Below are 25379 nucleotides of genomic sequence, written 5' to 3'. Positions count from 1 at the left end.
CGTCAATCGGCGCCTGCATCGCTCCCCTGCCGCATCGTGCGGTAGACGCTGGCAGCCCGACGGATGTGCGTGTTGGCCAATGCGCGTGCCCAGTCTTCGTCACGCGTTTCAAAGGCTCTAACCAGATCGCGGTGGTCGCGCTGGCTCTGTTCCATGTCGGCGCGCGAATACTGTTCTGCCGTGCGATGGACGACGATCTGGCTGACCACAAACTTCATCAGTTGGGCCAGCCGTTCGGATTGCGCGGCGGCGAGGATAACGGCATGGAAATGGCGGTTGCCTTCGACAAACCCGGAAACATCCGGCCCTTTGGCATCGGCGATTGCGCGGTCGATGAAATCGCAATGTGCGCGCAATTGGATGATCTGTTCGTCCGAGATGAGCCTCGCGGCGCGGACGGCGCAATGGCTTTCCAGCATGGCGCGCAGGGCAAACAGTTCGTCGTCGTCGTCGTCGGACCATACCGGAACGAAGACGCGGTTGGTACCGGACCGCTGGAGCAGCATTTCTGCCACAAGTTCGGCAATCGCCTCGCGCACGGGGGTGCGGGACATTTCACAGAACTGCGCGAACTCGTCCTCAGGAACGAACTGGCCGGCCGGGAAATGCCCCGAAAGAATCCCGGCGCGTATCTTGCGATAGGCTTCCTGCGAGGCTTTTGACACGATGGCTCCCGTTGCGGTCAGGGAGACGGCGTGCGCCGCCTCCCCAGCGCTCTGATCAGAATGATGCGCCTACTTCAACTCCGATCAGGCGGCGTGCGCCTGGCGAGATAAACGATCCGCCGAACTCAATGGCGGGAATGGCTTCGGCAATATACTGCCGATCCAGCAGGTTTTCCGCAAAGACCGCGATGCGATAGCGATCGGTGGTGATCCCAGCCCGCACATTAAGTACGCCGAAGGCATCACGCTTTGCCACATCATATCGGGCATTGCCGACGAAACCGGGCAGGCCAAGTGCCGAAATCGGCAGCAGCGCAGAGAAGATCGTTGGGCGTTCCTGATCCTGCACCGAATGGAACCACGTTGGCCCGGTAATGCGATAGTCTGCGCGGAACAGCAGCTTGGCGCTGTCGGTGAGCGGTGCATTGATTTCAGAACCGAGGTTCAGCGTCCAGTCGGCGGTATACGGCGATTTGTTGCCCACGGTGTAGGGGCGCGATGCGTTCTTCTTGATCTCGCTGTCAGTCACGTTGAACGAGCCGAACACCTTCCAGCCATCGACGATCTTGCCCGTCAGATTGATCTCAGCGCCCTTGATATCGACTCTATCGATATTCGAAACCACACGCAGCAGGCCGAAGCTGCCGACGAAGAATTCGAAGAACTGCATGTCTGTGACGCGGGTGTAATACCCTGCCAGATCGAACGTGATCCGCCCGTCCCAAAGCTGGCCCTTCACCCCACCTTCGAACGCGCTGGAGCGTTCCTTGCGGTAGAGATCGTTGATCGTCACATCGGCATCGATGGTGCCCGGCGTCACGCCATCATTGAAGCTGGCGTTGACCACCGCGGACGAGCCCTGGTTGTTGAAGCCACCCGATTTGAAGCCAATGCCCCAGTTGGCGTAGATGTTCAGATCCGGCGTGGGCCGGTAGCTCAGCGTAATCTTGGGCTGAAGCTGCTTGAACGTCGCACTCTTGGGCACGAAGGCCCCGAACGCGAGGCCGGGGTTGATCGGTCCGCCGGTGAAGGGATCGCGCGCATTGGGCACCAGCGAACTGGCTGCGCGGTCTTCGATATCATAACGCAGCGCCAAGCCCCCAGTGAACTGGTCCGAAGGCTTCCATTCCGCCGAACCGAACGCGGCGTAAACATTGGTCTTGAACTTGTCGGCCAGCAGAAGCGATGTCGGGTTTGCCGAATTGGGCGCATTGTAAAGCTGCTTGATGGTGCCCTGTCCGGTGTCGGCCCCCAGACTGACGCCGGTCTTGCGATCAATATGCAGGAAATAGCCACCGATTTGCCAGTTTAGCGGGCCATCGGTGTTGGACAGCAAGCGCACTTCGGCACTGACGTCCTCCTGCTGGCGCAACTGGTACTGTGTACCGTCGCAGGTGGTGGGGCTGTAAGGTCCAAAGGTGGAGCCGTTGGCCGGCGCAAAGATGAACGGCACCGGGATCTGTCCAATGGCGCCGGGCTGGTTGACCGGGAAGCCAGTCAACGCGGCTGTGCTGGCAAAGCAGCTATTGACCGAACTGGCCACCGCCGGATCAGCCGCGCTGATGAAGCGGGCGAAATCTGCCGAGGTGCCGTCGGCCACCAGATCCTGATCGACATCGGAATAAAGGCCCCAGGCCACCACTTTCATGCCATTGCCGAACTCGTGGTCCAGCTTGATCGAGGCGTCGATGCTCTTCTGGTCGTTGGTTGCGCGGATGTTGTTATAGAAGTTGAACGGGTGCTTGTTCACGTCCTCGTAGAACGCTGGGTTCACCGCGCCGAACAGCGGCAGGTGAAATGCGGCATTGAACGGCAGCGACGCGCCCTTGAACTCGGCATAGCGGGCCTTTACGTCCACTTGCGTTGCTGTGCCCTGACCGAGCATGAACCGTCCATCGACGGCCCAGTTTTCCTTGTCATCGACGGTCTTGGTGTTGTTCAGGAAGGTGTTGCGCCACCATCCGTCGGTGGTGAAGTAATAGCCTGAAAGCACAAAGCCCGCATTGCTGCCCAGCGGCCCGGCGATGTGCGCGGTCGCCTCATAGGTCGCTTCGTTGGCATAGGATGCGCGTAGGCCGCCGGTCAGCGTGTCCGTCGGCTTCATCGTTTGCAGCACGATTGCGCCAGCAGCGGCATTGCGGCCATAGAGCGCGCCTTGCGGGCCTTTCAGCACTTCGACCTGCGTGAGCGTGCCCTGAGGCTGGTTGAGTTGCGCGGTATTGGTCTTGAGAATGCCATCCACGACCAGCGCGACCGAGCTTTCTGCGTCACGCGCGCCGTTGATCCCGCGAATGTTGATCTGGGTGTCACCCGCCTCTGCCGTGCCCGTAACGATCGTGACGCCAGGGGTAAGCTGGGTGAAGTCCTCGGCCTTGACCGCGCCGGTGTTCTGCAACGCGCTGGCGGTGAGAACCGAGACGGAGGCAGGGACGTCCTGCAACCGTTCGTTCTGACGGCGGGCGGTGACGATGATCGCATCGCCACCGTCTTCGGCGGCAGCGGTGTCTTGCGGAATGTCCTGCGCAAAGGCCGGTGCGGCAGACACCATCAGGCCCATCGCAGCGGTATTCAAGAGGAAACGGGTGGCACGCATGTCTCAAACCTCCCTGTTGGCCGCGTGCATTGCCCAAAGGAAATGCGATCATCGGCAATCCGGCTTGCGAACGCTTGGGCCGAAGCCCACCCTCTTGACGCTCGCTTGTCTGACAGGCAGCTTATTGTATACAAACTCGATTGGTCAAGGTGGTTGAAAACCTGTTCTTATGGGAAGGTTTCGCCGGTTTTGCCAACGACTGCATGTCTATTTGCATACGAACAGGATGAGCGCGTGATGAAACCGAACCTGCAGACACACCTTGCCGGAGACACGGCGTGAGCGCACGCGAGATCACATTCGTCGAGGTCGGCCCGCGCGACGGTTTGCAGAACGAGAAGACGCTGATCTCGACGGCGGACAAGCTCGAACTGATCCGCCGCAGCATTGCTGCGGGTGCCCGGCGAATCGAGGTGACCAGCTTCGTCAACCCAAAGCGCGTGCCGCAGATGGCAGACGCTGAAGAGGTTTGCGCAGGCCTGCCTGATGCGGAAGGCGTCAGCTACATCGGCCTTGTCCTGAACGCCAAAGGGGCTGAGCGCGCGATTGGCACGGGGCGTTTGCATGAACTGGGCGCGGTCTGCGTTTCGACCGATGGATTTGCCATCGCCAACCAGGGCCAGACCAGCGACGAATCGGTGGTCGCCGCCAAAGCCATTGTCGCGATGGCCAAGTCTGCCGGATTGAAAGGACAGGTTACCATCGGCGCAGCGTTCGGCTGCCCGTTCGAAGGCGAAGTCAGCGAAGATCGCGTGGTCGCAATGGCGGCTTCACTGGCCGAGGCCAAGCCGACTGAAGTGGCGCTGGCCGATACCATCGGCGTGGCCGATCCTGCCCATGTCAGCCGCCTCGTCCGGCGGGTTGTAGCCGCCGTCGCTCCGCTGCCGGTGCGCGTGCATTTCCACAACACGCGCGGCACCGGCATCGCCAACGTCTGGGCGGCAGTAGAGGCCGGGGCGACCACTGTCGATGCCGCGCTGGGTGGGCTTGGCGGGTGCCCCTTTGCTCCCGGCGCTGCGGGTAATGTGGCGAGCGAGGACGTGGTCTACATGCTCCACCGCGCGGGCGTGCAGACCGGCATGGACCTTTCGCAACTGATCGCGGCCAATCGCTGGCTGGCATCGGTGATGGATCGCAAACTTCCGGCGATGGTGGCGCAGGCCCCCGCCTTCCCCAAACCCGTTCAGGAGAACTGAGAGCATGGGTTATCGCCTTGGCGTGGACGTGGGCGGCACGTTCACCGACCTCCTGCTGTTCGACACGGCATCAAGCGCGTTCTGGCGGCACAAGACGCCATCGACGCCGCATGACAGCTCCGAAGGTATCCTCAACGGGGTGACCGCAATCTGCGCAGACGCCCTGATCAGCCCAAGCGATGTCGATTACTTCCTGCACGGCACAACGGTGGCCACCAATGCCGTCCTGGAAGGCAAAGGTGCGCGGGTGGGCCTCGTCACCACCGAGGGGTATCGCCATGTCATGCAGATCGCGCGCAGCTTTGTGCCGGGCGGGCTTGCCGGGTGGATCGTATGGCCCAAACCGCAACCGCTGGCCGCGCTTGAAGATACGGTTACCATCAAAGGCCGCATCAGCGCAGAAGGCGCGGAAATCCGCCCTATCGACGATACCGATATCCGCAACCAGCTTTCCGCGCTCAAGGCCAATGGCGTCGAAGCGATCACGGTCAGCCTGATCAATGCCTATACCAACGGCGCGCATGAAAAGCGCGTGGGCGAACTTGCAGCGGAAATCATGCCGGGCCTGCCGGTTTCGCTTTCCCACGAAGTCCTGCCCGAAATGCAGGAGTACGAGCGCACGCTGACGACCGTAGCGAACGCCGCCGTGCGCCCGGTCGTGAGCAAATACGTGTCCAACTTGCGGTCGCGCCTTGCCGATGCGGGCATGAACGGAAAGCTGTCCTTGCTGCGGTCGGACGGCGGGTTGATGAGCGCACAGAAGGCCGAAGAGCATCCGGTCAACATCTTGATGTCGGGCCCGGCAGGTGGCGTGACCGGCGCGATCTGGGTGGGGCGCAATGCTGGGATCAAGAACATCCTGACGCTGGACGTGGGCGGCACCAGCACCGACGTTGCACTGATCGAAAACCTTGAAGCGCGCCGCCAGCGCACCACCGAAGTGGGCCATCTTTCGGTGCGCGCATCGGCGCTGGACGTGAAGACGGTGGGCGCGGGCGGTGGTTCCATCGCCTATGTGCCTGAACTGACCGGCGCACTGCGCGTTGGCCCGCAATCAGCGGGCGCGGTTCCCGGCCCTGTGGCTTACGGCAAGGGCGGCACGCTGCCGACCGTGACCGACGCCAACGTGGTGCTAGGCTATCTGCCCGAAAACCTGCTGGGCGGCACGTTCAACCTTGATCGTGAAGGCGCAAAGAAGGCTGTGCAGACCATTGCCGATGCACTTGGGATCGATCTGATGGCTGCCGCGCGCGGCATCATCGATATCGTGAACGAGAACATGTTCGGCGCGCTGCGCATGATCTCGGTCCAGCAGGGCTATGACCCGCGCGATTTCGCGTTGATGGGCTTTGGCGGCGCTGGTCCGCTCCACGTCAACGCCGTCGCCCGCCTGATGGGGTCATGGCCTGCCATCTCACCCGTAAGCCCTGGTGTGCTGTGTGCGTTAGGCGATGCGACGACGCGGATGCGCACTGAAACCGCACGCTCTTTCAGCCGCCTGGCTAGCCAGACCGAAGCGGCAGACCTGATCGCCATCCTTGACGAAATGGCCGCGCAGACCCGTGCCGAACTGTTGGCAGACGGTGTGCCAGAAGACGAAATCAGCACTGCGTTCGAAGTCGACGTGCGCTATGCCGGGCAGGCCTTTGAAGTGCCGCTGACGATCACCCCGGACGTGCTGAACGCCGATGGCGTGGCGGGCATCCTCGCCCGCTTCGATGCCGAACACAAACGGCTGTTCACCTTCAACATGGATACCCCGCACGAGATCGTGAACTTGCGCGCCGTGGCAATGGGCCGCGCGCTCGATCTGCCCGCCGCCGAACTGGAAAAGGGCGACGGTAACCCTGCTGCCGCGAAGATGCGTGATCATGTGCTGTGGATGGACGGGCGTGAACAACCCGCCGCGATCTATGACCGCGCCAAGCTGCGCGCCGGTGACGTGATCCCCGGCCCCGCCGTCGTCTGCGAGATGGATTCTACCACGCTGATCGAAAGCGGTTGCGTGGGCACTGTCGACCACGTCGGCAACATTCTGATCAATCTGGCCTGAGAGAGGAAGCGCGAGACATGTCTGCAACCATCGTCCAGACCAATAACACGCCGTTCGAGAAGGTCGCCATCGATCCGGTCACGCTCGACATTATCGAGAACTCACTGCGCAACGCGCGCATCGAAATGGACGCCACACTGGTGCGCACCGCGATGTCGCCCGGCATCCGCGAACAGGGCGATGCCTTCCCGCTGATTGCGGATCACACCGGCAAGATGATCGTCGGCCAGTTCGGCAGCTTCATCGGCGGCTTTCTGGAAAACTATGCCGGGACGCTGGAAGACGGCGACATGATCTTCCTGTCCGATCCCTATTCGGTCGGCGGGGCGATCAGCCATTCGAACGACTGGCTTGTGCTGCTTCCCGTGTTCAAGGACGGCAGGCTCATCGCCTATACATCGATGTTCGGGCACCAGAGCGACATCGGCGGCAAGGTCGTCGGCTCAATGCCGATCAACGCGCGTTCGATCTTCGAAGAAGGGGTGCGCATCCCGCCGGTCAAGATCTGGAAGAAGGGCGATTACAACGAAGACCTGATCCGCCTTGTTATGCACCAGACGCGCAAGCCCGATTGGTGCGCGGCGGACCTGAATGCCCTGATTGCATCGTGCCGGGTAGCCGCGCGTCGCGTGATCGAGATGGCAGAGCGTTTCGGCGATGACGTCTATGTCTCGGCCACACAGGAACTGCTCGCCCGCAACCATCGCGCGATGAAAGCACTGATCGGCATGGCCGTGGCCGAAGAGCCGGTGAGCTTTGAAGACTACATCTGCGATGATGGCATGGGGTTCGGCCCCTACAAGATCAAATGCACGATGTGGCGCGAGGGCGAAAAGGTCGTGCTCGATTTTGCGGGCACCGATCCCCAGTCCGTCGCCTCGATCAATTTCCTGCTGAACGAGAACATGTTCAAGATGTTCTTCGGCATCTACATGATCATGGTCTTCGATCCGCAGATCCTGTTCAACGACGGGTTCTATGATCTGATCGACGTGCGTATTCCCGAAGGGTCGCTGTTGAAGCCCAAGTTCCCCGCCGCACTTTCGGGCCGCACCCATGCACTTGGCCGCATCTTCGATATTCTGGGCGGATTGCTTGGCCAGAAGACCCCGGAATTCCTGAACGCTGCGGGCTTCTCCTCATCGCCCCACCTGTTCTACGCAGGTAATGACGAACGTCCGGGCAAGAATGCCGAATGGTTCCAGCTCTTCCAGATCGGTTTCGGCGGGATTCCGGGCCGCCCGATGGGCGATGGGCCAGATGGCCATTCGCTCTGGCCGGGCTTCACCAACGTGCCCAACGAATTCCTCGAACGCTATTTCCCGATGGTGATCGAGCGTTACGAGTGCGAGCCGGATTCGGGCGGCGCAGGCCTCCATCGCGGCGGCAACGGCATCCGCATGACTTACCGCTTCCTGTCGAAAGGCACGATTGCCATCCACGATGACCGCTGGTTCGTGCCGCCGTGGGGCGTCAATGGTGGCGAGCCGGGCGCGCGGGCGCGCAAGATCCTCGAAAAGCCCGATGGCATGCAAACCATCGTCGGAAACAAGGTGGAAGACCTTGAAGTGGAAGCCGGCGACGTGCTGCACTTCATCACCTGGGGCGGCGGTGGCTGGGGCGATCCACTGGAACGCGATGCTGCCCTTGTGGCAAAGGAAATCGCGCAAGGCCTGATCACGCCAACTGGTGCGCGGGCCTATGGTGTGGTGGTGGATGACCGAGGCGCGGTCAATTCTGCCGAAACGCAAGCCTTGCGCGCGCGCCTGCGCGAAGAGCGAGGGGCGCTGCCGGTGTTCAACTATGGCCCCGGCATAGACGTGCTGCGCGCCAATTGCGAAAGCGAAACCGGCCTGCCAGCCCCGATCCAGCCCGAATGGCCGCTTCTGGAAGCGGCGGAGTGAAGACGATGACTGCTACCGGTTCCGCACCTACCAATCCCGGCGCACTGCGCAACATCCGCGTGGTCGAACTGGGCCAGTTGCTGGCCGGGCCGTTCTGTGGCCAGTTGCTGGGCGATATGGGTGCGGACGTGATCAAGGTCGAACCGCCGGTAACTGGCGATCCGATGCGAGATTGGGGGCAAGGCTCGGAAAAGGTCCAGTGGGAAGTGATCGCGCGCAACAAGCGTTCGGTCAGCGCCAACTTGCGCGTGCCCGAAGGTCAGGCCCTGGTGCGCAAGCTCATCGCTCATGCCGATGTGCTGATCGAAAACTTCAAGCCCGGCACGATGGAAAAGTGGGGCCTTGGCCCCGATGTGCTGCTGGCCGAACAGCCCGGCCTGATCATCGCGCGCATGTCCGGTTATGGCCAGACCGGCCCCTATTCGGATCGCGCAGGGTTCGGCGGCATTGGCGAGGCGATGGGCGGATGGCGCTACATCGTGGGCGAACCGGACCGTGCGCCAAGCCGCATGGGTATTTCCATCGGCGACACGCTGACCGCCACTTACGGCTGCATGGGCGTGCTGGCCGCGCTGCACGAACGCGGGCAGACCGGGCGTGGGCAGGTGATCGATGCCGCACTGTATGAATCGGTGTTGCAGGTCATGGAAGGCCTCGTCCCCGAATATGATCGGACGGGCTTTATCCGCGAACGGTCCGGCTCGGTCCTGAAAGGCATCGCGCCGTCCAACGTCTATTCGTGCAAGGATGGCGAGTTCATGATCGGCGCGAACAAGGATTCGCTGTGGAAGCGGCTTGCCAGCGCGATGGGGCGCGATGAACTGGGCGATGATCCACGCTATGCCACGCACATTGCCCGCGGTGAAAATCAGGATGAACTGGACGAGTTGATCAACCAGTGGACCCGCACGCTCACCATCGATCAGGTCGATGCGCTGATGATCGAATATTCGATCCCCGCAGGCCGCGTGTACCGCGCGCCCGACATGCTCGAAGACCCGCATTTTCAGGCGCGTGAGGCGATCATCGAGGTTGAAACCGAACGCTTCGGCCCGCTCAAGATGCAGTCAAGCTTCCCCAAGCTGTCGCTGACGCCCGGCACGGTGCGCCGCCCGGCCCCGGCAAAGGTTGGGCAGCACAACGCCGAAATCTATGGCGAACTGCTCGGCCTTGATGAAGCTGCGTTGGAGCAAATGGCGGAACGGGGCGTCATCTGACGCCCCGCAAACTTCACTCGAAGCCGATTGTCTTCATGTAGTTGGCGCTGCCGGTGATCGCGACTTTCAGATCATCGGCACGGTCCTGTTCGACGAAGAAATGCTCCACCCCTGAATCCTGCGCCGCTGCGATAATGCCTGCCATATCAAGCGAACCATCGCCCAGATAAGTCAGGAAGGGGAACATCGAAATCCAGTCCGACGGCCCGCTGCCGTCACCGGAAAAGCGGTGCTGCCCCTTCATGTCCTTGAGGTGCATCATCCGGTAGCGGCCCTTGTAGCGCGCCAGATAGTCCTTCGGATCGGCACCGCCCGCCGTGGTCCAATAGGTGTCCATTTCAAAGAAAACACTCATGGGATCGGTCGCATCCAGCAGCGTGTCGAGCGGAACCTTGCCGTTCACCGGTGCCAGACCATAGCCGTGGTTATGATAGGCAAAGCGCACGCCGTGGCGCTTTGCATCTTCGCCGATCTTGTTGAACAGGTCGCCCGCGCGCTTGTAATCGTCAAACGTGGCGCGCTGCTCTGCCGGAAGGCTGGGCAGGGTTACATAGGTCGCGCCCAGCGCCTGCGCCGCTTCGGCCAGTTCACCCATCCGCGTTTGCAGCGTGAACAGATCTGTGTGCATCGACGGCACGATCAACCCGTGCTTGGCGAACACCGCCTTGATCTGCGCGGTGCTCAGCCCGAAAAAGCCGCTGCCCGAAAAACCCAGCATTTCTGCGGTCTTTTTCCAACCTTCGATCTGGCGTGGATCGCTGAAAGTGTATGGCCCGTAGGTTTCGAGTTCGCGGTAACCCAGCCCCGCCAGCATGGCGATGGTGCCCTCGAAATCCTCGCTCAGCATCTTGGCCACGGACCATAGCTGGATGCCGAAGCGGCGCTTGCCTGCTGCCAGCGAAGGCGCTGCGCTGATTGCAGCAGCGCTAATCGTGGCTGCGCCTGCAGCGCCAAGGAAAGTGCGACGGTTCATGTGTTCAGGCTCCCGGTCACGCGCATTGTCTTGCGCTGTCTGGACAACCTTGCGCCGCCGCACCCCCAGCCGTCAAGCGTCTGATTCCTCGCGCTCAATTTCGCGCCAGCCAATATCGCGGCGGCAGAACCCTTCCGTGAAGCTTATCGCATCGACCGCCGCATAGGCCGCATCGCGCGCTGCCTTCACGCTTGGCCCTTTGGCGGTCACATTCAGCACGCGACCGCCCGTGGCCGTCAGCACGCCGTCACCCGAAAGCGCGGTGCCCGCATGGAACACCTTTGCCCCGCCCGCTTCCGCCGCAGGAATATGATCAATCCGCCCGCCCTTTTTCGGCGTGCCCGGATAGCCTTCTGCTGCCATGACCACAGTCATCGCCACATCGCCAGAGAAACGAGGCGGCTCAATGCTCGACAGCTTGTTATCGGCACAGGCCAGCAGGAGTTCCACCAGATCGCTTTCCAGCCGCATCATCAGCACCTGGCATTCAGGATCGCCAAAACGCGCGTTGTATTCGATCAGCTTCGGTCCCTGCTCGGTCAGCATCAGCCCGGCATAGAGCACCCCGGAATAGGGATTGCCTTCATCCGCCATCGCCTTCACCGTAGGGGCAACGATCTGCGAAATCGCCAGCGCTTCAAGTTCGGGCGTCAGCACGCGCGCGGGGCTATATGCCCCCATGCCGCCGGTGTTCGGCCCGGTATCGCCATCGCCAACGCGCTTGTGATCCTGCGCCGATCCGAACGCCACGATCGTCGCACCATCGGTCAATGCAAAGAAGCTGGCTTCCTCGCCGGTCAGGAATTCCTCGACCACCACTTCTGCGCCAGCCGCGCCGAACGCGCCATCGAACATATCGTCCACCGCCGCTTCGGCTTCGGCCATCGTCATGGCCACGACCACGCCTTTGCCCGCGGCAAGCCCATCGGCCTTGATCACCACCGGCGCGCCGAAATCCGCCAGCGCGGCGCGCGCTTCTTCCAGCGACTTTGCCCGCACATAGCCTGCGGTGGGGATATTGGCGCGAGCGCACAGATCCTTGGTGAACCCCTTCGATCCTTCAAGCTGCGCCGCCGCCCTGCTTGGCCCGAACACCGAAAAGCCTGCTGCCCGCAGCGAATCGGTCAATCCATCAACGAGCGGCGCTTCCGGGCCAACCACGATCAGGCCAATCCGGTGGCCTTCGCAGAATGTCACCACCGCGGCATGATCGGTCAGGTCCAGCGCAACGATCTGTGCATGATCTGCGATGCCGGGGTTGCCCGGTGCGGCATAGAGCTTGTCCAGAAGCGGCGATTGGGCCAGTTTCCAGCTGAGGGCATGTTCGCGCCCACCCGATCCCAGCAGCAGGATATTCATGGCTTTCCCTTCCGCGCCCTACGACGACGACGATGCAAATGGCTCGGCCGGGCTAGTAGCGAGGGAAACGGCGGGCGACAACGCTCCGGCGTTGTCTATTTCCGAGATTTCCGCCCTGCTCAAGCGCACGGTAGAGGACCGATTCGGCTTCGTGCGCGTGCGCGGCGAACTTTCGGGCGTGAAGCGCGCCGCATCGGGCCACCTCTACGTCAGCCTCAAGGATGAGAATGCGCGGCTTGATGGCGTGATGTGGCGCGGCAATGTGCAGCGCCTGAACTTTCGCCCGGAAGACGGCGTGGAAGTGATCGCCACTGGCAAGCTGACGACCTACCCGGGCCGCTCCAACTATCAGATCGTGATCGATCGCATGGAGATCGCGGGCGAAGGCGCGCTGTTGGCACTGCTGGCAAAGCTCAAAGCGCGGCTTGAAGCCGAAGGCCTGTTCGATCCTGCGCGCAAGAAGGCCCTGCCGTTCCTGCCGCGCGTGATCGGCGTCGTCACTTCGCCCACCGGCGCGGTGATCCGCGACATTCTGCATCGCCTTTCGGACCGTTTCCCCACCCGCGTGATCATCTGGCCGGTGCTGGTGCAGGGACAAGGCGCAGGCGCGCAAGTCGCCAACGCGGTGCGCGGCTTTTCCGCGCTCGAACCCGGCGGTCCGATCCCGCGCCCCGATCTGGTCATCGTCGCGCGCGGGGGCGGCTCCATCGAAGACCTCTGGTGCTTCAACGAAGAAGACGTAGTCCGCGCCGTTGCGGATTGCACCATCCCGATCATCAGCGCTGTGGGCCATGAAACCGACACCACGTTGTGCGATTTCGCCGCTGACCTGCGCGCCCCAACGCCCACCGCCGCCGCCGAACTGGCGGTGCCGGTGCAGGCCGAACTTGCGGCATTCGTGGCCGATCTCAATGCCCGCCAGCGCCGCGCGCTTGCCCGCCAGCTTGCGCAGGCCAAGGAGCGCCTCGAGGCGCGCAGCCAGCGTCTGCCCCAACCGCAGGCCCTGCTCCAGGGACAGGCCCAGCGCGTCGACGATCTGGGCGAACGTCTGCGCCGCGCCCTGCTCCACCGCACCGAGATTGCCGGATCGCTGCTGGCCCGCCATGCCGGAGCCTTGCGCCCCGCCTTGCTCACCGCGCGGGTAGAGCGTGAGCGCGAACGCCTGACCGCGCGCCGGTTGCGCCCCGAAGTCCTGCTGCAACGCATCGAACATGCGCGCGGCAAGGTCGACGCGCTGGATCGTCTGCGCCGTTCGCTGAACCCCGAAGCGCCGCTGGAACGCGGCTACGTGCTGGTGACCGACCGTGAAGGCCACCTGATCAAGGATCGCGCAACAGCGGCGCAACGCGCGGCGCTGACGCTGAAATTCGCAGACGGCACTCTTGATGTCAGCACTGCTGATGCGCCACCACCCCGCCCAGTGGCAAAGCCACGACCATCTGCGCGCCCTGCAGGACAGCAGGAATTGTTCTGAAGCGCCGCTGACGCTACATTGGCCTCATGTTGATGTCCCAATCCGGTCGCCTTGCGCGCCTTCACTACCTCCCCGGCAGCTTCCGCCAGCTTTCTGGCGGTGATCACGTGGTCTGCGCCGTATCGGGCGAGAAGATCCCGCTCGACGCCTTGCGCTATTGGTGCGCGCAGCGGCAGGAAGCCTATGCCACTGCCGAAATCTCGACGAAGCGCCATCTTGAAGGGTGAAGCGCAGGGCATGATTGTTCCGCGCCGCAGCTTTCTTGCAGGGACCACGGCGCTTCTGGCCGGGCTTACCGTCGGCAATACGCCTGCCCGGCCAATCACGCTGGAGCCCGGTGGCCGCTTGACGCAAGGGGGTTGGGTGCGCGGGCGGCTTGCTCCCGGCGCATCGGGGCTTGCGCTTGATGGCAACCCCGTGCCTTTTGCTGCTGACGGTGCCTTTCTGATCGCGTTTGATCGCGATGCCGGCGCATCTGCACAACTCGCAGCAAAGTTTGCCAACGGCACTTCGGCCATCGAAAAACTGACCATCGCCCCGCGCGCATGGCAGATCGAACACATCAATGTGGCCCGCAAACCCGGCGGCGTGACGGATGAGGACTATCTGCGCCTGCGCAAGGCCGAACTCGCCCGCATTGGCGCGGCGCGCGGTCTGGATACAGGCGCGCAGGGGTGGCGGCAGAACTTCATGCGCCCCGCTCCCGGACGCCTGTCAGGCCGCTTTGGATCGCAGCGCATCTACAAGGGTGAACCGGCTGCCTATCACTCCGGACTGGATATCGCAGGTGGCGCAGGCACGACTTATGTCGCACCTGCCGATGGCGTGGTGATCCTTGCTGCGGCGGACAAGCCGTTCAGCCTTGAAGGCCACCTGCTGATGCTCGATCACGGCATGGGCCTCAACAGCGCGTTCCTGCATAGCTCCGCACTGCTGGTGAAAGAGGGTGACCGCGTGAAGAAGGGCGATCCCATCGGTCGCATCGGCGCAACGGGCCGCGCCACAGGGCCGCATCTGCATTGGTCAATCAAATGGGGCAAGAGCAGACTCGATCCGCTGCTGCTGCTCAATCCGGCGGTCTGACAGCGCGGACAGCGCAAGACACCAAGAGCAAAACATGCGCATGGCACCGCAGCCCTATCTGAAAATTGCGGATCCGCCGTTGCAAATGAAATCAAAATAACGGGCGACGCGACATTTCCGCAACAACGTCACCCGTAGTTTTGTTTGTGGATAGGTCGGGCTCACGACGACTTGCAAACAGGTGTTGCAGCGATGTGACACATCGCAACCGAAACGCTTCCCTTATGTGAATTGCACTTTTAAGTTTCAGTCGAAATCAGCCACAAACGCGGAATCGAAGTAAGGCTACGCCCGAAAGCGATCAGTGGCAGGATGACATCTGCCTGAGAAGAACAGAGGGACTGAACTCATGAAAAAGTTTCACGCACAAGCCCTGCGTGCAGGGACTGCGCCGCTTGCGCTCGGCATTGCGCTTATGGCGATGCCGGCGTTTGCGCAGGAAGCCGAAGCGGAAGACGCTGCAAGCGAGACGATTATTGTCACGGGTTCGCGTATCGCGCGTCCAAACCTTGAATCTGCCAGCCCGATCGCAGTGATCACCGGCGAACAGACCACCGCAAACGGCGACGTCACGCTCGACACCTATCTGAACACGCTTCCGCAGGTTAACCCCGCCGGCACCTCTACGTCGAACAACCCCGGCAACGGCGGTCAGGCCAACATTGACCTTCGCGGCCTTGGTTCGAACCGCAACCTGGTGCTGATCAACGGTCGCCGCCCGATGGTGTCGGATTCCGGCCAGACGGTCGACCTCAACACGATCCCGCAGGGTCTGATCAAGCGCATCGACGTGATGACTGGCGGCGCAGGCGCTGCCTACGGCGCTGACGCTATCGCGGGCGTCGTTAACGTCGTGCTTAACGACAGCTTCGAAGGTCTTGACCTGCGTGCAAACTACGCCAACCATCTCGCAAACAAGGATGCGCGCGAATACCAGTTCTCGGGCACGATCGGCGGCAACTTCGCCGATGGCCGCGGCAACATCGCGTTCTCGGCCGAATACGCAAGTCGTCAGGGCCTGATCAAGGCGCAGCGCCCCTTCGCCAGCCAGGCCACTTCGACCACGGGTACGCCGCCCGTCGGCCGCCTGATCGAAAACAACCCGATCCCGCAGTCGGCGATTGACGCTCTGTTCGCCAGCTACGGCGTGTCGGCCGCGCAAACGCCGCGTTCCGGCCTCAGCCAGTTGCACTTCAACTCGGACGGTTCGCTGTTCGGCTCGGGCACGTTCAACAACCCGCTGGACGTTTCCAACTATCGCGGCGCAGCCGACGGTACGGACGCTGCGGGTGCAAACCAGAACTTCTTCCCGGATTTCTATTCTTACAACTTTGACGCGATCAACCTGCTAGTGAACCCGCTTGAGCGCAAGTCTGCGTTCATGACGGCGAAGTACGAAATCATTCCTGAAGCGACCTTCTTCACGCAGGCTTCCTACACTCAGTATACCTCGGCGAACGCGCTAGCACCGACTCCGATTGGCACCCGAATCTATGCCACGTCGGCTCCAGGTGGCGCATCATTCGCCACGTCTAACCTGATCACACCGGGAAGCTTCATCACCAACTCGGTGGTTCCTGTGACCAACCCGTTCATCCCTGCTGATCTGGCCCGCCTGCTGGCTGCCCGTACCGGCAATGATGCATCGCTGGTGGGTTCGGGTGCGACCGAAGCTTTCCGCATGGGCATCCGCTCGCTCGGCACCGGCCTGCGTCAGTCGAACTACGACAACGAAGTGATGCAGATCCTTGGCGGTCTGCGCGGCGATCTTGGTGCCGACTGGCGCTATGAAGCCTACTATTCGTGGGGTCAGACCACCATCGATCGTTCGGCAACCGGCAACGTCAACGTGCAGAAGCTGCAGCAGCTGCTCGAAGCACCTGACGGCGGCCGCAGTCTTTGCGCCGGTGGTTACAATCCGTTCGGCATCCAGCCTATTTCGCCAGAATGCGTCGCTTTCCTCGACGAAACGGGCCAGACCCGCACGCGCTTTACCCAGCAGATTGCCCAGGCATTCGTTTCGGGCAGCCTGACCGACCTGCCCGGTGGCCCGCTCGGCGTTGTGCTTGGTGTCGAAAGCCGTCGCTTCCGCTACACCTTCGATCCGGGCGCGCTTGCCGGTCCGATCGCCGGTTTCAACACTGCGACGCCTGATAACGGCACCAACAACTTCTTCGATATTTTCGGTGAAGTTCTTGCGCCGATCACCAACGAACTGTCGCTGTCGCTCGGTTATCGCTATTCGCGCAGCGATTTCAACGACATCCAGAACGGCGTTGATGGTCAGGCCAAGGGTTCCAGCGCATATAAGGCGGAACTGACCTACGCCCCGATCGACGAACTGCGCTTCCGCGGCTCTTACCAGCGTTCGGTGCGTGCGCCGAACTTCGGTGAACTGTTCTCGGGCGGTGCATCGTTCGTGCAGGCCTTCGATCCTTGCTCGGTCACCACCGAATTCCGCAAGAACGGTGGCGCAGGTGCTGCCGCACTGTGCCAGGGAACGGGCGTTGGCAACCCTGCCGCATTCGTCGCCACCCCAGGCCTTCAGGTCAACCTCGGCTTTGCCGGGAACCCCAACCTGAAGCCGGAAAAGTCGGACGCTTTCACCGCCGGCATGGTGTTCAATATCGGCGGCCTCGTCGGCTCGCTCGATTACTACAACATCAAGATCTCCGATGCGATCTTTGGCCCTGATACGAACCTGTTCCTGGCAGCCTGCTATGGCTACCAGGGTGGCTTCAACGCAGCTCTGAGCGCGTCGAACCCCTACTGCTCGTCAGTTGTTCGCGCCGGTTCGAACCTTTCGTTCGTGGCTGTAGACTCGTCGCTCGGCGGTGACTCGAACTCGAACTTCCTGCTGCAGAACATCGGCGGCGTGAAGACTTCGGGTATCGATCTCCAGCTTGGCTACAAGATCCCGACCCCGTTCGCGGGTGAGGAATCGGCAATCTCGCTCGACGGGTTCTTCAACTACCTGATCGACTACAAGGTGCAGGAACTGCCGGGCGTCACGCTCGACTATGCTGATACGGTCTCGTACTTCGGTGCGGGCCTTGGCACCAGCTTCCCGCGCTTCAAGGCTACCGGCAACATCGCTTGGAAGCTTGGCGGCGTGACGGTGTCCAGCCGTATCCGCTACATTGATGGCATGAAGAACCGCGCTTCGGTGCAGTTCCCCGGTGAAACCAGCTTCACCGGCGTTGGCTCGGTCGTCTATGCCGACTTCGCCTTCCAGGCCGATGTCGGTCCGCTGACCTGGCGCATTGGCGTGAACAACGCCTTTGATCGCAAGCCGCCGCAGTATGCCCCGAACGTGCAGTCGGGCACCGATCCGTCGCTCTACGACGTCATTGGTCGCCGCGGTTACGTTTCGGCACGTCTGCGCTTCTGATCTTTCGGGACAGAACGAAACGATGGGGATGGCGGGCTTCTCGGAAGCCCGCCATTTCCATATCAAGAATAGCTGATTAGACTTGGCGACGATGATGCAGCCTAAAGGCACCCCCGGCCCGCATGATGTACTGCGACTTCTGCACGCGGGACGCGCTGCGGATGCTGCAAGACTTGGCGCAAACGTGTTGCAGCGTTCGCGCCCGGATCCCGCGCTGCTGCAAATCGTGGCCATTGCCCACATCCAGTCCGGCGATCTTCTGGCGGGAAGAACGCTTCTCGAAAAAGCGCGTGCCCTGGCGCCACGCGACCCCGGCCTTGCGTTCAACTACGCTAAGGTTCTTGGCGATCTGAAGGATGCCGATGCGGCGCTCCGCATCTGCGCGCAGCCCGAATTTTCCAATCTTGCAGACTTTCTGCGTCTGCGTGCCGATCTGCTCAAAAGCCTAGGCCGCCATGCGGATGCCATTGCTGCGTTCAAGCGCTTGTTGCAAATCGACCCTGCCGACGTGGCAGCACGCAACAACCTCGGAAACGCGCTGCTAGAAAGCGGCCAGAACGTTGAAGCAGTGGCGATGTTCGAAACCGCCCTACAACGCGCGCCCACGGAACCGACCCTCACCGTCAACTATGCCACAGCGCTTGTAGCGGCGCGCGATTTTGCCAAGGCACTGCCTGCCGCTGAACGGGCGCGTTCCATCGCTCCGCAAAATCCGCTGGCGTGGCAGGCTCTGGGACGAACTTTGAACTATCTGCGGCGGCATCAGGAAGCGCTTCCGTGCCTTGTCGAAGCGCTGCGGCTCGATCCGCGAAATGCAGCGATAACGGTGGACACCGCGCTGACGTTCGTGGCCCTTGCTGAGTTTGAGAAAGCCGAGCAGGGCTTTCGTCAGGCGCTCACGCTCGATCCGCGTTGCGCCGAGGCCTATCTCAATCTGGGCAGCCTCTTCGAACAAAGCAACCGCATTGCCGAACTGGAGGCCTTGCTGGCACAGGCCGACGCGGCAGGTGCCCAGGGCGATCAGATCCTTGCACTGCGCGCCATGCTGGCCCGCCGCAATGGCGATTTCGAAAAGGCCCGCGATCTGCTTGTGCAAATCGCACCCGATGGTCCTGTCGACGAAGGCTTGCGGGCACAGCTTATGGGCGGCATCGCAGACCGCCTCGGCGATGTTCAGACCGCTTACGATGCCTTCGTCGCGATGAACGAGGCAACGGCGCGCCACCCGCTGTCGGCAGATTTCGGTCGTGACGACTATCGCAATTACATCAAATCTCTGGATGGCACGCTTGATCGCCAATGGCTTGCATCATGGTCGGCAGCACCGGTAGCAGAGCGCCCTTCCCCGGCGTTTCTGGTGGGCTTCCCCCGCTCTGGCACGACGCTTCTGGACACGGTGCTGATGGGGCACGATCGCACGCATGTGCTAGAAGAGCAGCCGATCATGGCTGCCATCCACGAAGAAGTCGGCCATTTGTCCGAGATCGCAAATCTAACGACCGATCAGGTCGAAGCGTTGCGAGAGCATTATTTCGATAAGGTCAACGAGCTCGCCCCTGTTCCAGATGGCGCCATGATCATCGACAAGCTACCACTCAACATGCTTCGCGCACCGTTGATTCACCGCTTGTTTCCAGACGCGAAATTCATCTTTGCGGTTCGCCACCCCTGCGATTGCGTCCTCAGCTGCTTTATGCAGAACTTCCATCTCAACCGGTCGATGGCCAGCTTTCTCGATATCGAAAGCGCAGCGCTGACGTATGACGCTGCTCTGACCTACTGGGAAGAAAGCAGGGACGCGATGGATCTGAACGTTCATCAAATCCACTACGAAGATCTGATCGCCGATACCCGCGGCGAAACCGAACGCTTGGTCGGGTTTCTTGGTCTGGGCTGGACCGAGGACATGTTGGACCATCAACAGACGGCAGTCGATCGCGGATACATCCGCACGCCCAGCTATGCACAGGTCACCGAGAAGATCTACACGCGCGCTGCCGGTCGGTGGGAACGGTATAGGCAGCAGATCAACCATGTCCTGCCGACGCTCGATCCTTGGGCAAAGCGCTACGGTTACGGCTCTGTTTTCGCAGCCGCCGATCCCGCGTGATGGGGAATGAACGGATTGCCTCTCCACCAACTTTGCGATCAGGCCTTCGATGCCATCGGCTCCGGGGCCGAGGAGCAGTGGATTGCCCGCCTTCTGGGAATGGCAGATCAGCCAGATGCCACAGCCTACCCCCGTTATTGGCAGGCCTTGGGCTTGCTTCACCGCGCGATTGACGATGGCAACGAAGCTCTTGTCGCGATGCAGCGGGCAAAGTCGCTCGCGCCCAACGATCCCAGCATCATCAATGGCCTGGCGCAGATCGAAATCGAAATCGGCAAAGATGCGGTCGACACGTTCGATGGGCTGCTGAAGATTGCGCCCTCGGCACAGGCGATGCAGGGCTACGCTGCGGCCCTTGTGCAATCCGGGGATACGCCGGCCGCCCTGGCGTTTCTCGATCGTGCTTTGGACGCAAATCCGGCGTGGGGCGAAGGTCACTGGCTTGCCAGCAGGTTGCGTTGGCAACAGGGCGAACGTGGATCATATCTCGAAAGTCTTGATCGCGCGCTACACCGCGATCCGCGCAACGTCGCATTGTGGCAGCTTCGGTTGTCGATTCAGTTCCGCGCCACGTTTTTCACCGATGCGATCGAAACGATTGCCCGTGCCCGCAGGGCATTGGGCGACCAACTCTTCCTGCGCGAAAGCGAGGCCATTGCACTGTCGGAAAGCGGTTCGCCGACGCGCGCAGACCCCGTGTTCGCCGCACTTTCACCTGCATCTGATCTGACCGGGCTGCTCTACCGGATGCGCCACGCTTTGCGCATGGCGCGTCCCGAACAATGCTGCGACATGGCGGCCCCCGTACTATCAACCGATGCGGCAATCTACGCGTGGTCGTACGTCTCGCTAGCTTGGCGTATGCTGAACGACCCGCGCAGCGAATGGCTAGAAGGGCAGCCCGGTCTGGTTTCGACCCACGATCTGGGAGGCGGTCTGCCGATGGCGCAGTTGCGCCAAACCATCGGTTCCATGCATGCAACGGCCGCGCACCCTCTGGAACAATCCGTCAGGGGCGGAACGCAAACTGATGGCGCGCTGTTCTCACGCCCCGAGGCACCGATACGCGCACTGCGTGCAGCCGTCCTTGATGCCTACCGCCAACATATCGCCGCATTGCCCGAATCGACCATGCCAAACGCCGGGTTTGCGCATCCTCAACTGGACGTTCGGCGCGATCGCCCACTCCGCTTCGCTGCGGCTTGGTCAATTCGTCTCGATCAGAAAGGGCGGCACGTCAGCCATATCCACCCCTATGGCTGGTTCAGCAGTGCGTTCTATGTCGCAGTCCCGACCGCCCAGGAGCGTGGCCCTGCCCCCGCAGGCTGGCTTGTTCTCGGCGAGCCAGAAGAAGGGCTGAACCTCGGGCTTTCCAGCCTCAACGCTATCGAGCCAAAAGAAGGTCGCCTCGTCATCTTCCCGTCAACGATGTGGCATGGCACGCGCGCATTCGGTTCGGGCCTTCGCATGAGCGTGGCGTTCGATATTGCAAGGCCTACTGTCTGACGCGCCAGACCTTTACGCCGGACTTGGCGTCAACCAGAACCGGCTCCAGCCAATAGGGCACTTTCCCCTTCACCAGATGCGCCATGAAGCCATCTGGCGCGAGCTTGCGGTAGACGCGCGATTCGCTGCCTGTCGGGCAGATCACCACCATAGTCGCACCGCGCCGCGCCATGATTGCTCGCGCGCCGTGATCAGGGCCAAGGAAGGCCAGGATCAGATCACGCATCGCGGCGCTGGCGCGGTGATGCGCGGTGGCGATAACGGTGTGCTGGCTGGTCACAAGCAGCGTCGGCCCGATGTCCAGCCCCGAAAGGATCGTGGTGCGCGGCATCGCGGCGATCTGAGGCGCCAGCGCCGCAAAGTCGCACGCCTGCGTCGATCGGCGCACTGCGGGCTTGGGTGGATCGAAGGCCGATGCTCCCATGCCGACCAGCGCCCCCGGCACGAACAGCGCCACGATCAGGGGCACACGCGCAAAGCGGCGCAGCAACAGCGGGTCGGCTGACCACCGCGCGATCTGATCAAGCACCTGCCAAGCCGCAGGCACCGCCGCAAAGAGGCAGGCCACGGCAGAGGCACGCGCCACGAGTAGGCCGATAAGCGTCGCCCCGCCCAGCAGCAGGGCCATGTCCACCCAGAGTTCGCGCTGCTGCCCATCGCGCGCCTTGCGCCACAGGCGCCAGCAGGCCAGCAGGCCCAGCGCCGGAAGCAGCACCATCGTCGCGCCAAGGACAAGGCCCTGCCGCCAGAACGGCAAACCTTCAGCCACCGAGCCGAGCCAGACCTTTTTGACCAGAGGATCGAGCGCGCCAAAGGCATCGGCAGAAAGGCACTGCGGCGCGCGCAGGCCCATAATCGCCAGCGCCCCCAATCCGGCAATGCCCAGAACGATCAAGCCAAGCGCCGGAGGCCGCGTCCGCAGCCGGGGCAGGATAAGGCCGCAAACCCCCGCCACCCATAAGAACACCGCCAGATGCACGGGCGAAAGCGCATCGCAATAATCGGCAAGGCCAACCGCGCCGCGCGTCGCCAAAAACAGCGCCACGCCACCCAGCGCAAGGCTGACCATATAACTGCCCAGCCAGCGATCGTCGCCACGCAGCAAACGCACGGCGCAAACGCCCGCAAATATCACCGCCAGCGGCAGCGCTTCAAGCGATATGGCCAGTGAAAGCGCCAGCGCCAGTCCTGCCACCACGCCACCCGGCCGCGCAGAGCGTGAAACCATGCCGTTCAGCGCTACCAGCGCCAGCACGTATTGCCAGCCATGATGATCGATGCGCAGCGGCATCATGCGGAACGATGCAGGCACGGCGGCCAGCACCAGCAGCGCCGCAATGGCCCCTGCTTTCGCTCCGAAAAAGCGCGCGGCCAATCGTGCCGTCAGCGCCATTGCCGCCAGCAGCGTCAGCAGTGGCACCAGCACGATAGCCACGACTTCTGCCTGCGCTGCGCCAATCAGCGGCCGCAACAGCAAGATCACCGCCGCAATCGGCACATCCACTATGCGCGTCCAGTGCATGGGCACGCCATCGGGCGGCGCGATGCGATACTGTGTCAGGTCGAACCAGCCTTGTCCGGCCAGCAGATCGCGCACCTGTTGCAGGCGCAAGGCATCGTCGCCATCAAGGAAACGCGCGGGAGAGAAGCTTCCCCACCCCGCGGCCAGCATCAGCGCCGCGCCCAGCAGCCACACTGCCAGCACCGCGCGCCACGGTGTGGAAGCCCCCGATTCTTCGCCCAAAGAACCCGCGAAGGCTCCTCTTCTCACTGAAAGACAACCCGCTTGCGCAAGAGCCATGTGGCCGTGAAGCTCGCTCCGATCGCCGCGATCTTGGCTAGGCGCGAATCTACGCCCGCCATCGTTCCTGCCGCCACGATCAGCGTGGTCAGCCCCAGCCCGACCAGCGCCGAGCCAACAAACAGGGCCTTCTGCCGGTTGCGCGCACCACGTTCGGCGGCGACCGCATCGGTAAACACGGCCCGACTAGACAGTAGCCAGTGTGCCACGATGCCCAGTGAATAGCCTACGGCAGACGCGGCCACCGGGATCGTGCCCAGCGCCAGCAGCGCAAGGAAAGACCCCATATCCACCGCCAACGCCCCCACGCTGGCAAGCAGATAGCGCAATAAGGTCACGCGGCGCAGGCGGTCGATCATCGGCAGGATCATCCTGTTCATTTCCGACATCAGAGTTACAGTCAGGCAGCTTTCGCAGGCTTTTCGGCCACGATCCGTTCGGGCACGGCGCGCACCGATGCCAGCGCTGCGGCCTGATCCTCGCTCAACGCGGTGCGCGCAGGAATGATCTTCTCGGCCCCCTCGTCGCCCGCCTCATGATATTCCGCGTCCTCGTTCACGCACCAGGTATCATATTGGCGCGCGCCTGCGGCGATGTTCTCAACCGTCAGCATCGCGGTCATCATCGCGTGATCCTGATTGTTGTAGCGGTGCATCCCGTTCCGTCCGACAAGGTGCAGCGTTGGGTGCGCAGCTTCCAGTTCGGTGCGCATGGCCAGCACATTGGCGGCATATTCATCGTCATAGACCGGATAGGCTTTTTCCTGACGCACCACCACGCCGCCGATCACCTTTTCCGGGCTGACGAGACCAAGGATCGTCATTTCCTTCGTCGCCAGCGCGATCAGATCATCGTCCGAGGAATCCCACAGATCGTCGCCTTCGAAGCAGAAGTATTCCAGCCCCACGCAGGCCACGCTGTCATCAGGCACCATTTCGGGCGACCATGAACGGAAGTTCTGGATGCGACCGACTTTCACCTTGCTGTCGTGAATATAGATCCAGTTGTCGGGGAACAGTTCCTCCGAACGGATCTTCAACGCAACGGTCAGGAAGTCGCGATATTTCAAACGGCTGCCTTCCAGCGATGTCGCCGGCAGCGGGTGCAGGCGTGCGCCCAGTTCGCGCATCGGTGCAGAACTGATGGCGTGGGCGGCCTCGATCACCACATCGCCCTGCGCGCCGGTGGCGGACAGACGCCAGCCGCCCTGCCCATCGGCGGCAAGCTGCTTGAAGGCATGGCCCATCAGCACTTCGCCCTTGCCGGTGGCCAGAATCTTGTCGCGCGCGGCATCCCACATCATGCCCGGCCCAAGGCGCGGGTAGCGGAAGGTTTCCAGCAGGGTCTTGGTCTGCATCCCGTCATTCGGGCGCTTGTTGAGGCCCAGGCTGCGCTTCAGACCATCGGTGACCGCACCCCATAGCGACAGGCCCTTGATGCGTTGCGCGGCCCAGTCAGCGCTCATCTCATCGCAGGGCATCCCCCAGACCTTCTCGGTATAGGTCTTGAAGAAGATCGAATAAAGTTTGCTGCCGAACTGGTTGATCGTCCAGTCCTCGAAGCTCTTGACCTTGCGGTTCGGAAACGCCTTGGCCTTGGCAAAGCTTGCCATGCACAAGGTCGAACGCACGATGCCCAAGTTCCACAACGCTTCGAACGCGCGCAACGGATACGAGTAGAACTTGCCCTCGTAATAGATACGGCTCATGCGCGGGCGCTGGATGAAGTCATCCGGCAGAATCTCGTTCCAAAGGTCGACCACCTGCTGGCTCTTCGAAAAGAAGCGGTGTCCGCCGATATCGAAGCGGTAGCCTTCGTGCTCCACCGTGCGGCTGATGCCCCCCACATACGTCTCGTCCTTTTCGATGATCGCCACCGAAAAGCCACGCTTGGTCAGAAGGTATCCGGCGGTCAGCCCGGCCGGCCCCGCTCCGATGATTGCAACGTCAACCTTACGGCTCTGGTTCGCTGAGGCCGCACCCGTGGCGCGAATCGTCCCGTTAACCATCAAAACCCCCGTCTCAAGCGCTCTTCGCTGGTGTCAGAGGTGAAGG

Annotated in this window: 17 protein-coding genes; 10 read left to right on the top strand and 7 right to left on the bottom strand. The window is 62.1% G+C overall.

The genetic code is table 11. The features are described 5' to 3' along the window. Nucleotides 1-2: 2 nt before the first annotated feature. Both HGI47_RS02425 and HGI47_RS02420 read right to left on the bottom strand, forming a co-directional pair. On the bottom strand, nt 3-665 hold the full coding sequence (locus HGI47_RS02425; protein ID WP_168851158.1) for a GntR family transcriptional regulator: 663 nt from the start codon (nt 663-665) through the stop codon (nt 3-5). Between the two features lie 55 nt (nt 666-720). Then, nucleotides 721-3258 (bottom strand): TonB-dependent receptor, encoded by a 2538-nt coding sequence (locus tag HGI47_RS02420; RefSeq protein ID WP_168851157.1) that lies wholly within the window; start codon nt 3256-3258, stop codon nt 721-723. Nucleotides 3259-3536: 278 nt separating this feature from the next. Here HGI47_RS02420 and HGI47_RS02415 point away from each other — a divergent pair, with 278 nt between their 5' ends. The 4 genes from HGI47_RS02415 to HGI47_RS02400 are packed head-to-tail and all read left to right on the top strand — an operon-like array spanning nt 3537 to nt 9628. After that, a complete protein-coding gene (locus HGI47_RS02415; protein WP_168851156.1) occupies nt 3537-4454 on the top strand; it encodes a hydroxymethylglutaryl-CoA lyase in 918 nt (305 codons plus the stop codon). 4 nt (nt 4455-4458) lie between these two features. Continuing rightward, entirely contained in the window at nt 4459-6507 is a 2049-nt protein-coding gene (locus tag HGI47_RS02410) for a hydantoinase/oxoprolinase family protein (protein WP_168851155.1), read from the top strand. Nucleotides 6508-6524: 17 nt separating this feature from the next. Continuing rightward, the gene (locus HGI47_RS02405; protein WP_168851154.1) at nt 6525-8411 is read left to right on the top strand and encodes a hydantoinase B/oxoprolinase family protein; all 1887 of its coding nucleotides are present in this window, start codon (nt 6525-6527) and stop codon (nt 8409-8411) included. A gap of 5 nt (nt 8412-8416) precedes the next feature. Then, nucleotides 8417-9628, top strand: coding sequence for a CaiB/BaiF CoA-transferase family protein (locus HGI47_RS02400; protein WP_168851153.1), 1212 nt, complete (start codon nt 8417-8419; stop codon nt 9626-9628). 13 nt (nt 9629-9641) lie between these two features. Here HGI47_RS02400 and HGI47_RS02395 read toward each other — a convergent pair whose 3' ends face one another. Both HGI47_RS02395 and purD read right to left on the bottom strand, forming a co-directional pair. Further along, on the bottom strand, nt 9642-10601 hold the full coding sequence (locus HGI47_RS02395; RefSeq protein ID WP_168851152.1) for a sugar phosphate isomerase/epimerase: 960 nt from the start codon (nt 10599-10601) through the stop codon (nt 9642-9644). Nucleotides 10602-10673: 72 nt separating this feature from the next. After that, nucleotides 10674-11960, bottom strand: coding sequence for a phosphoribosylamine--glycine ligase (gene purD / locus HGI47_RS02390; RefSeq protein ID WP_168851151.1), 1287 nt, complete (start codon nt 11958-11960; stop codon nt 10674-10676). Here purD and xseA point away from each other — a divergent pair. The 6 genes from xseA to HGI47_RS02360 all read left to right on the top strand — a co-directional run bounded on the left by xseA (nt 11959) and on the right by HGI47_RS02360 (nt 21524). Beyond that, the gene (gene xseA, locus HGI47_RS02385) at nt 11959-13434 is read left to right on the top strand and encodes an exodeoxyribonuclease VII large subunit (protein WP_168851150.1); all 1476 of its coding nucleotides are present in this window, start codon (nt 11959-11961) and stop codon (nt 13432-13434) included. The two genes, purD and xseA, sit on opposite strands and share 2 nt — an antisense overlap. Before the next feature lie 26 nt (nt 13435-13460). Beyond that, nucleotides 13461-13661, top strand: coding sequence for a DUF2093 domain-containing protein (locus HGI47_RS02380; protein WP_168851149.1), 201 nt, complete (start codon nt 13461-13463; stop codon nt 13659-13661). 10 nt (nt 13662-13671) lie between these two features. Continuing rightward, nucleotides 13672-14517 carry a M23 family metallopeptidase gene (locus HGI47_RS02375; RefSeq protein ID WP_168851148.1) on the top strand — a complete coding sequence of 282 codons (846 nt, stop codon included), beginning with the start codon at nt 13672-13674 and terminating at the stop codon, nt 14515-14517. 349 nt (nt 14518-14866) lie between these two features. Next, nucleotides 14867-17908: a TonB-dependent receptor domain-containing protein gene (locus HGI47_RS02370; protein ID WP_168851147.1), complete on the top strand. Its 3042-nt coding sequence runs from the start codon at nt 14867-14869 to the stop codon at nt 17906-17908. A gap of 91 nt (nt 17909-17999) precedes the next feature. After that, entirely contained in the window at nt 18000-20018 is a 2019-nt protein-coding gene (locus tag HGI47_RS02365; protein ID WP_168851146.1) for a tetratricopeptide repeat-containing sulfotransferase family protein, read from the top strand. A 6-nt stretch (nt 20019-20024) separates the two neighbouring features. Further along, nucleotides 20025-21524, top strand: coding sequence for a putative 2OG-Fe(II) oxygenase (locus HGI47_RS02360; RefSeq protein ID WP_168851145.1), 1500 nt, complete (start codon nt 20025-20027; stop codon nt 21522-21524). Here the strand turns inward: HGI47_RS02360 and HGI47_RS02355 are convergent. From HGI47_RS02355 to HGI47_RS02345, 3 genes are read right to left on the bottom strand one after another with little or no spacing between them, the layout of a single operon-like run. Beyond that, nucleotides 21514-23268 carry a hypothetical protein gene (locus HGI47_RS02355; RefSeq protein ID WP_168851144.1) on the bottom strand — a complete coding sequence of 585 codons (1755 nt, stop codon included), beginning with the start codon at nt 23266-23268 and terminating at the stop codon, nt 21514-21516. The genes HGI47_RS02360 and HGI47_RS02355 overlap by 11 nt on opposite strands. A 23-nt stretch (nt 23269-23291) precedes the next feature. Continuing rightward, nucleotides 23292-23705, bottom strand: a complete 414-nt coding sequence (locus tag HGI47_RS02350; protein WP_168851143.1) for a GtrA family protein — start codon at nt 23703-23705, stop codon at nt 23292-23294. A 20-nt stretch (nt 23706-23725) separates the two neighbouring features. Beyond that, nucleotides 23726-25333 carry an NAD(P)/FAD-dependent oxidoreductase gene (locus HGI47_RS02345; RefSeq protein WP_168851142.1) on the bottom strand — a complete coding sequence of 536 codons (1608 nt, stop codon included), beginning with the start codon at nt 25331-25333 and terminating at the stop codon, nt 23726-23728. Between the last annotated feature and the right edge of the window lie 46 nt (nt 25334-25379).

Source organism: Novosphingobium sp. ERN07, from assembly GCF_012641335.1.
Lineage (GTDB): Bacteria > Pseudomonadota > Alphaproteobacteria > Sphingomonadales > Sphingomonadaceae > Novosphingobium.
The sequence above is the reverse complement of the archived record's forward strand: the minus strand, read 5'-3'. Positions and strand labels throughout refer to the sequence as shown.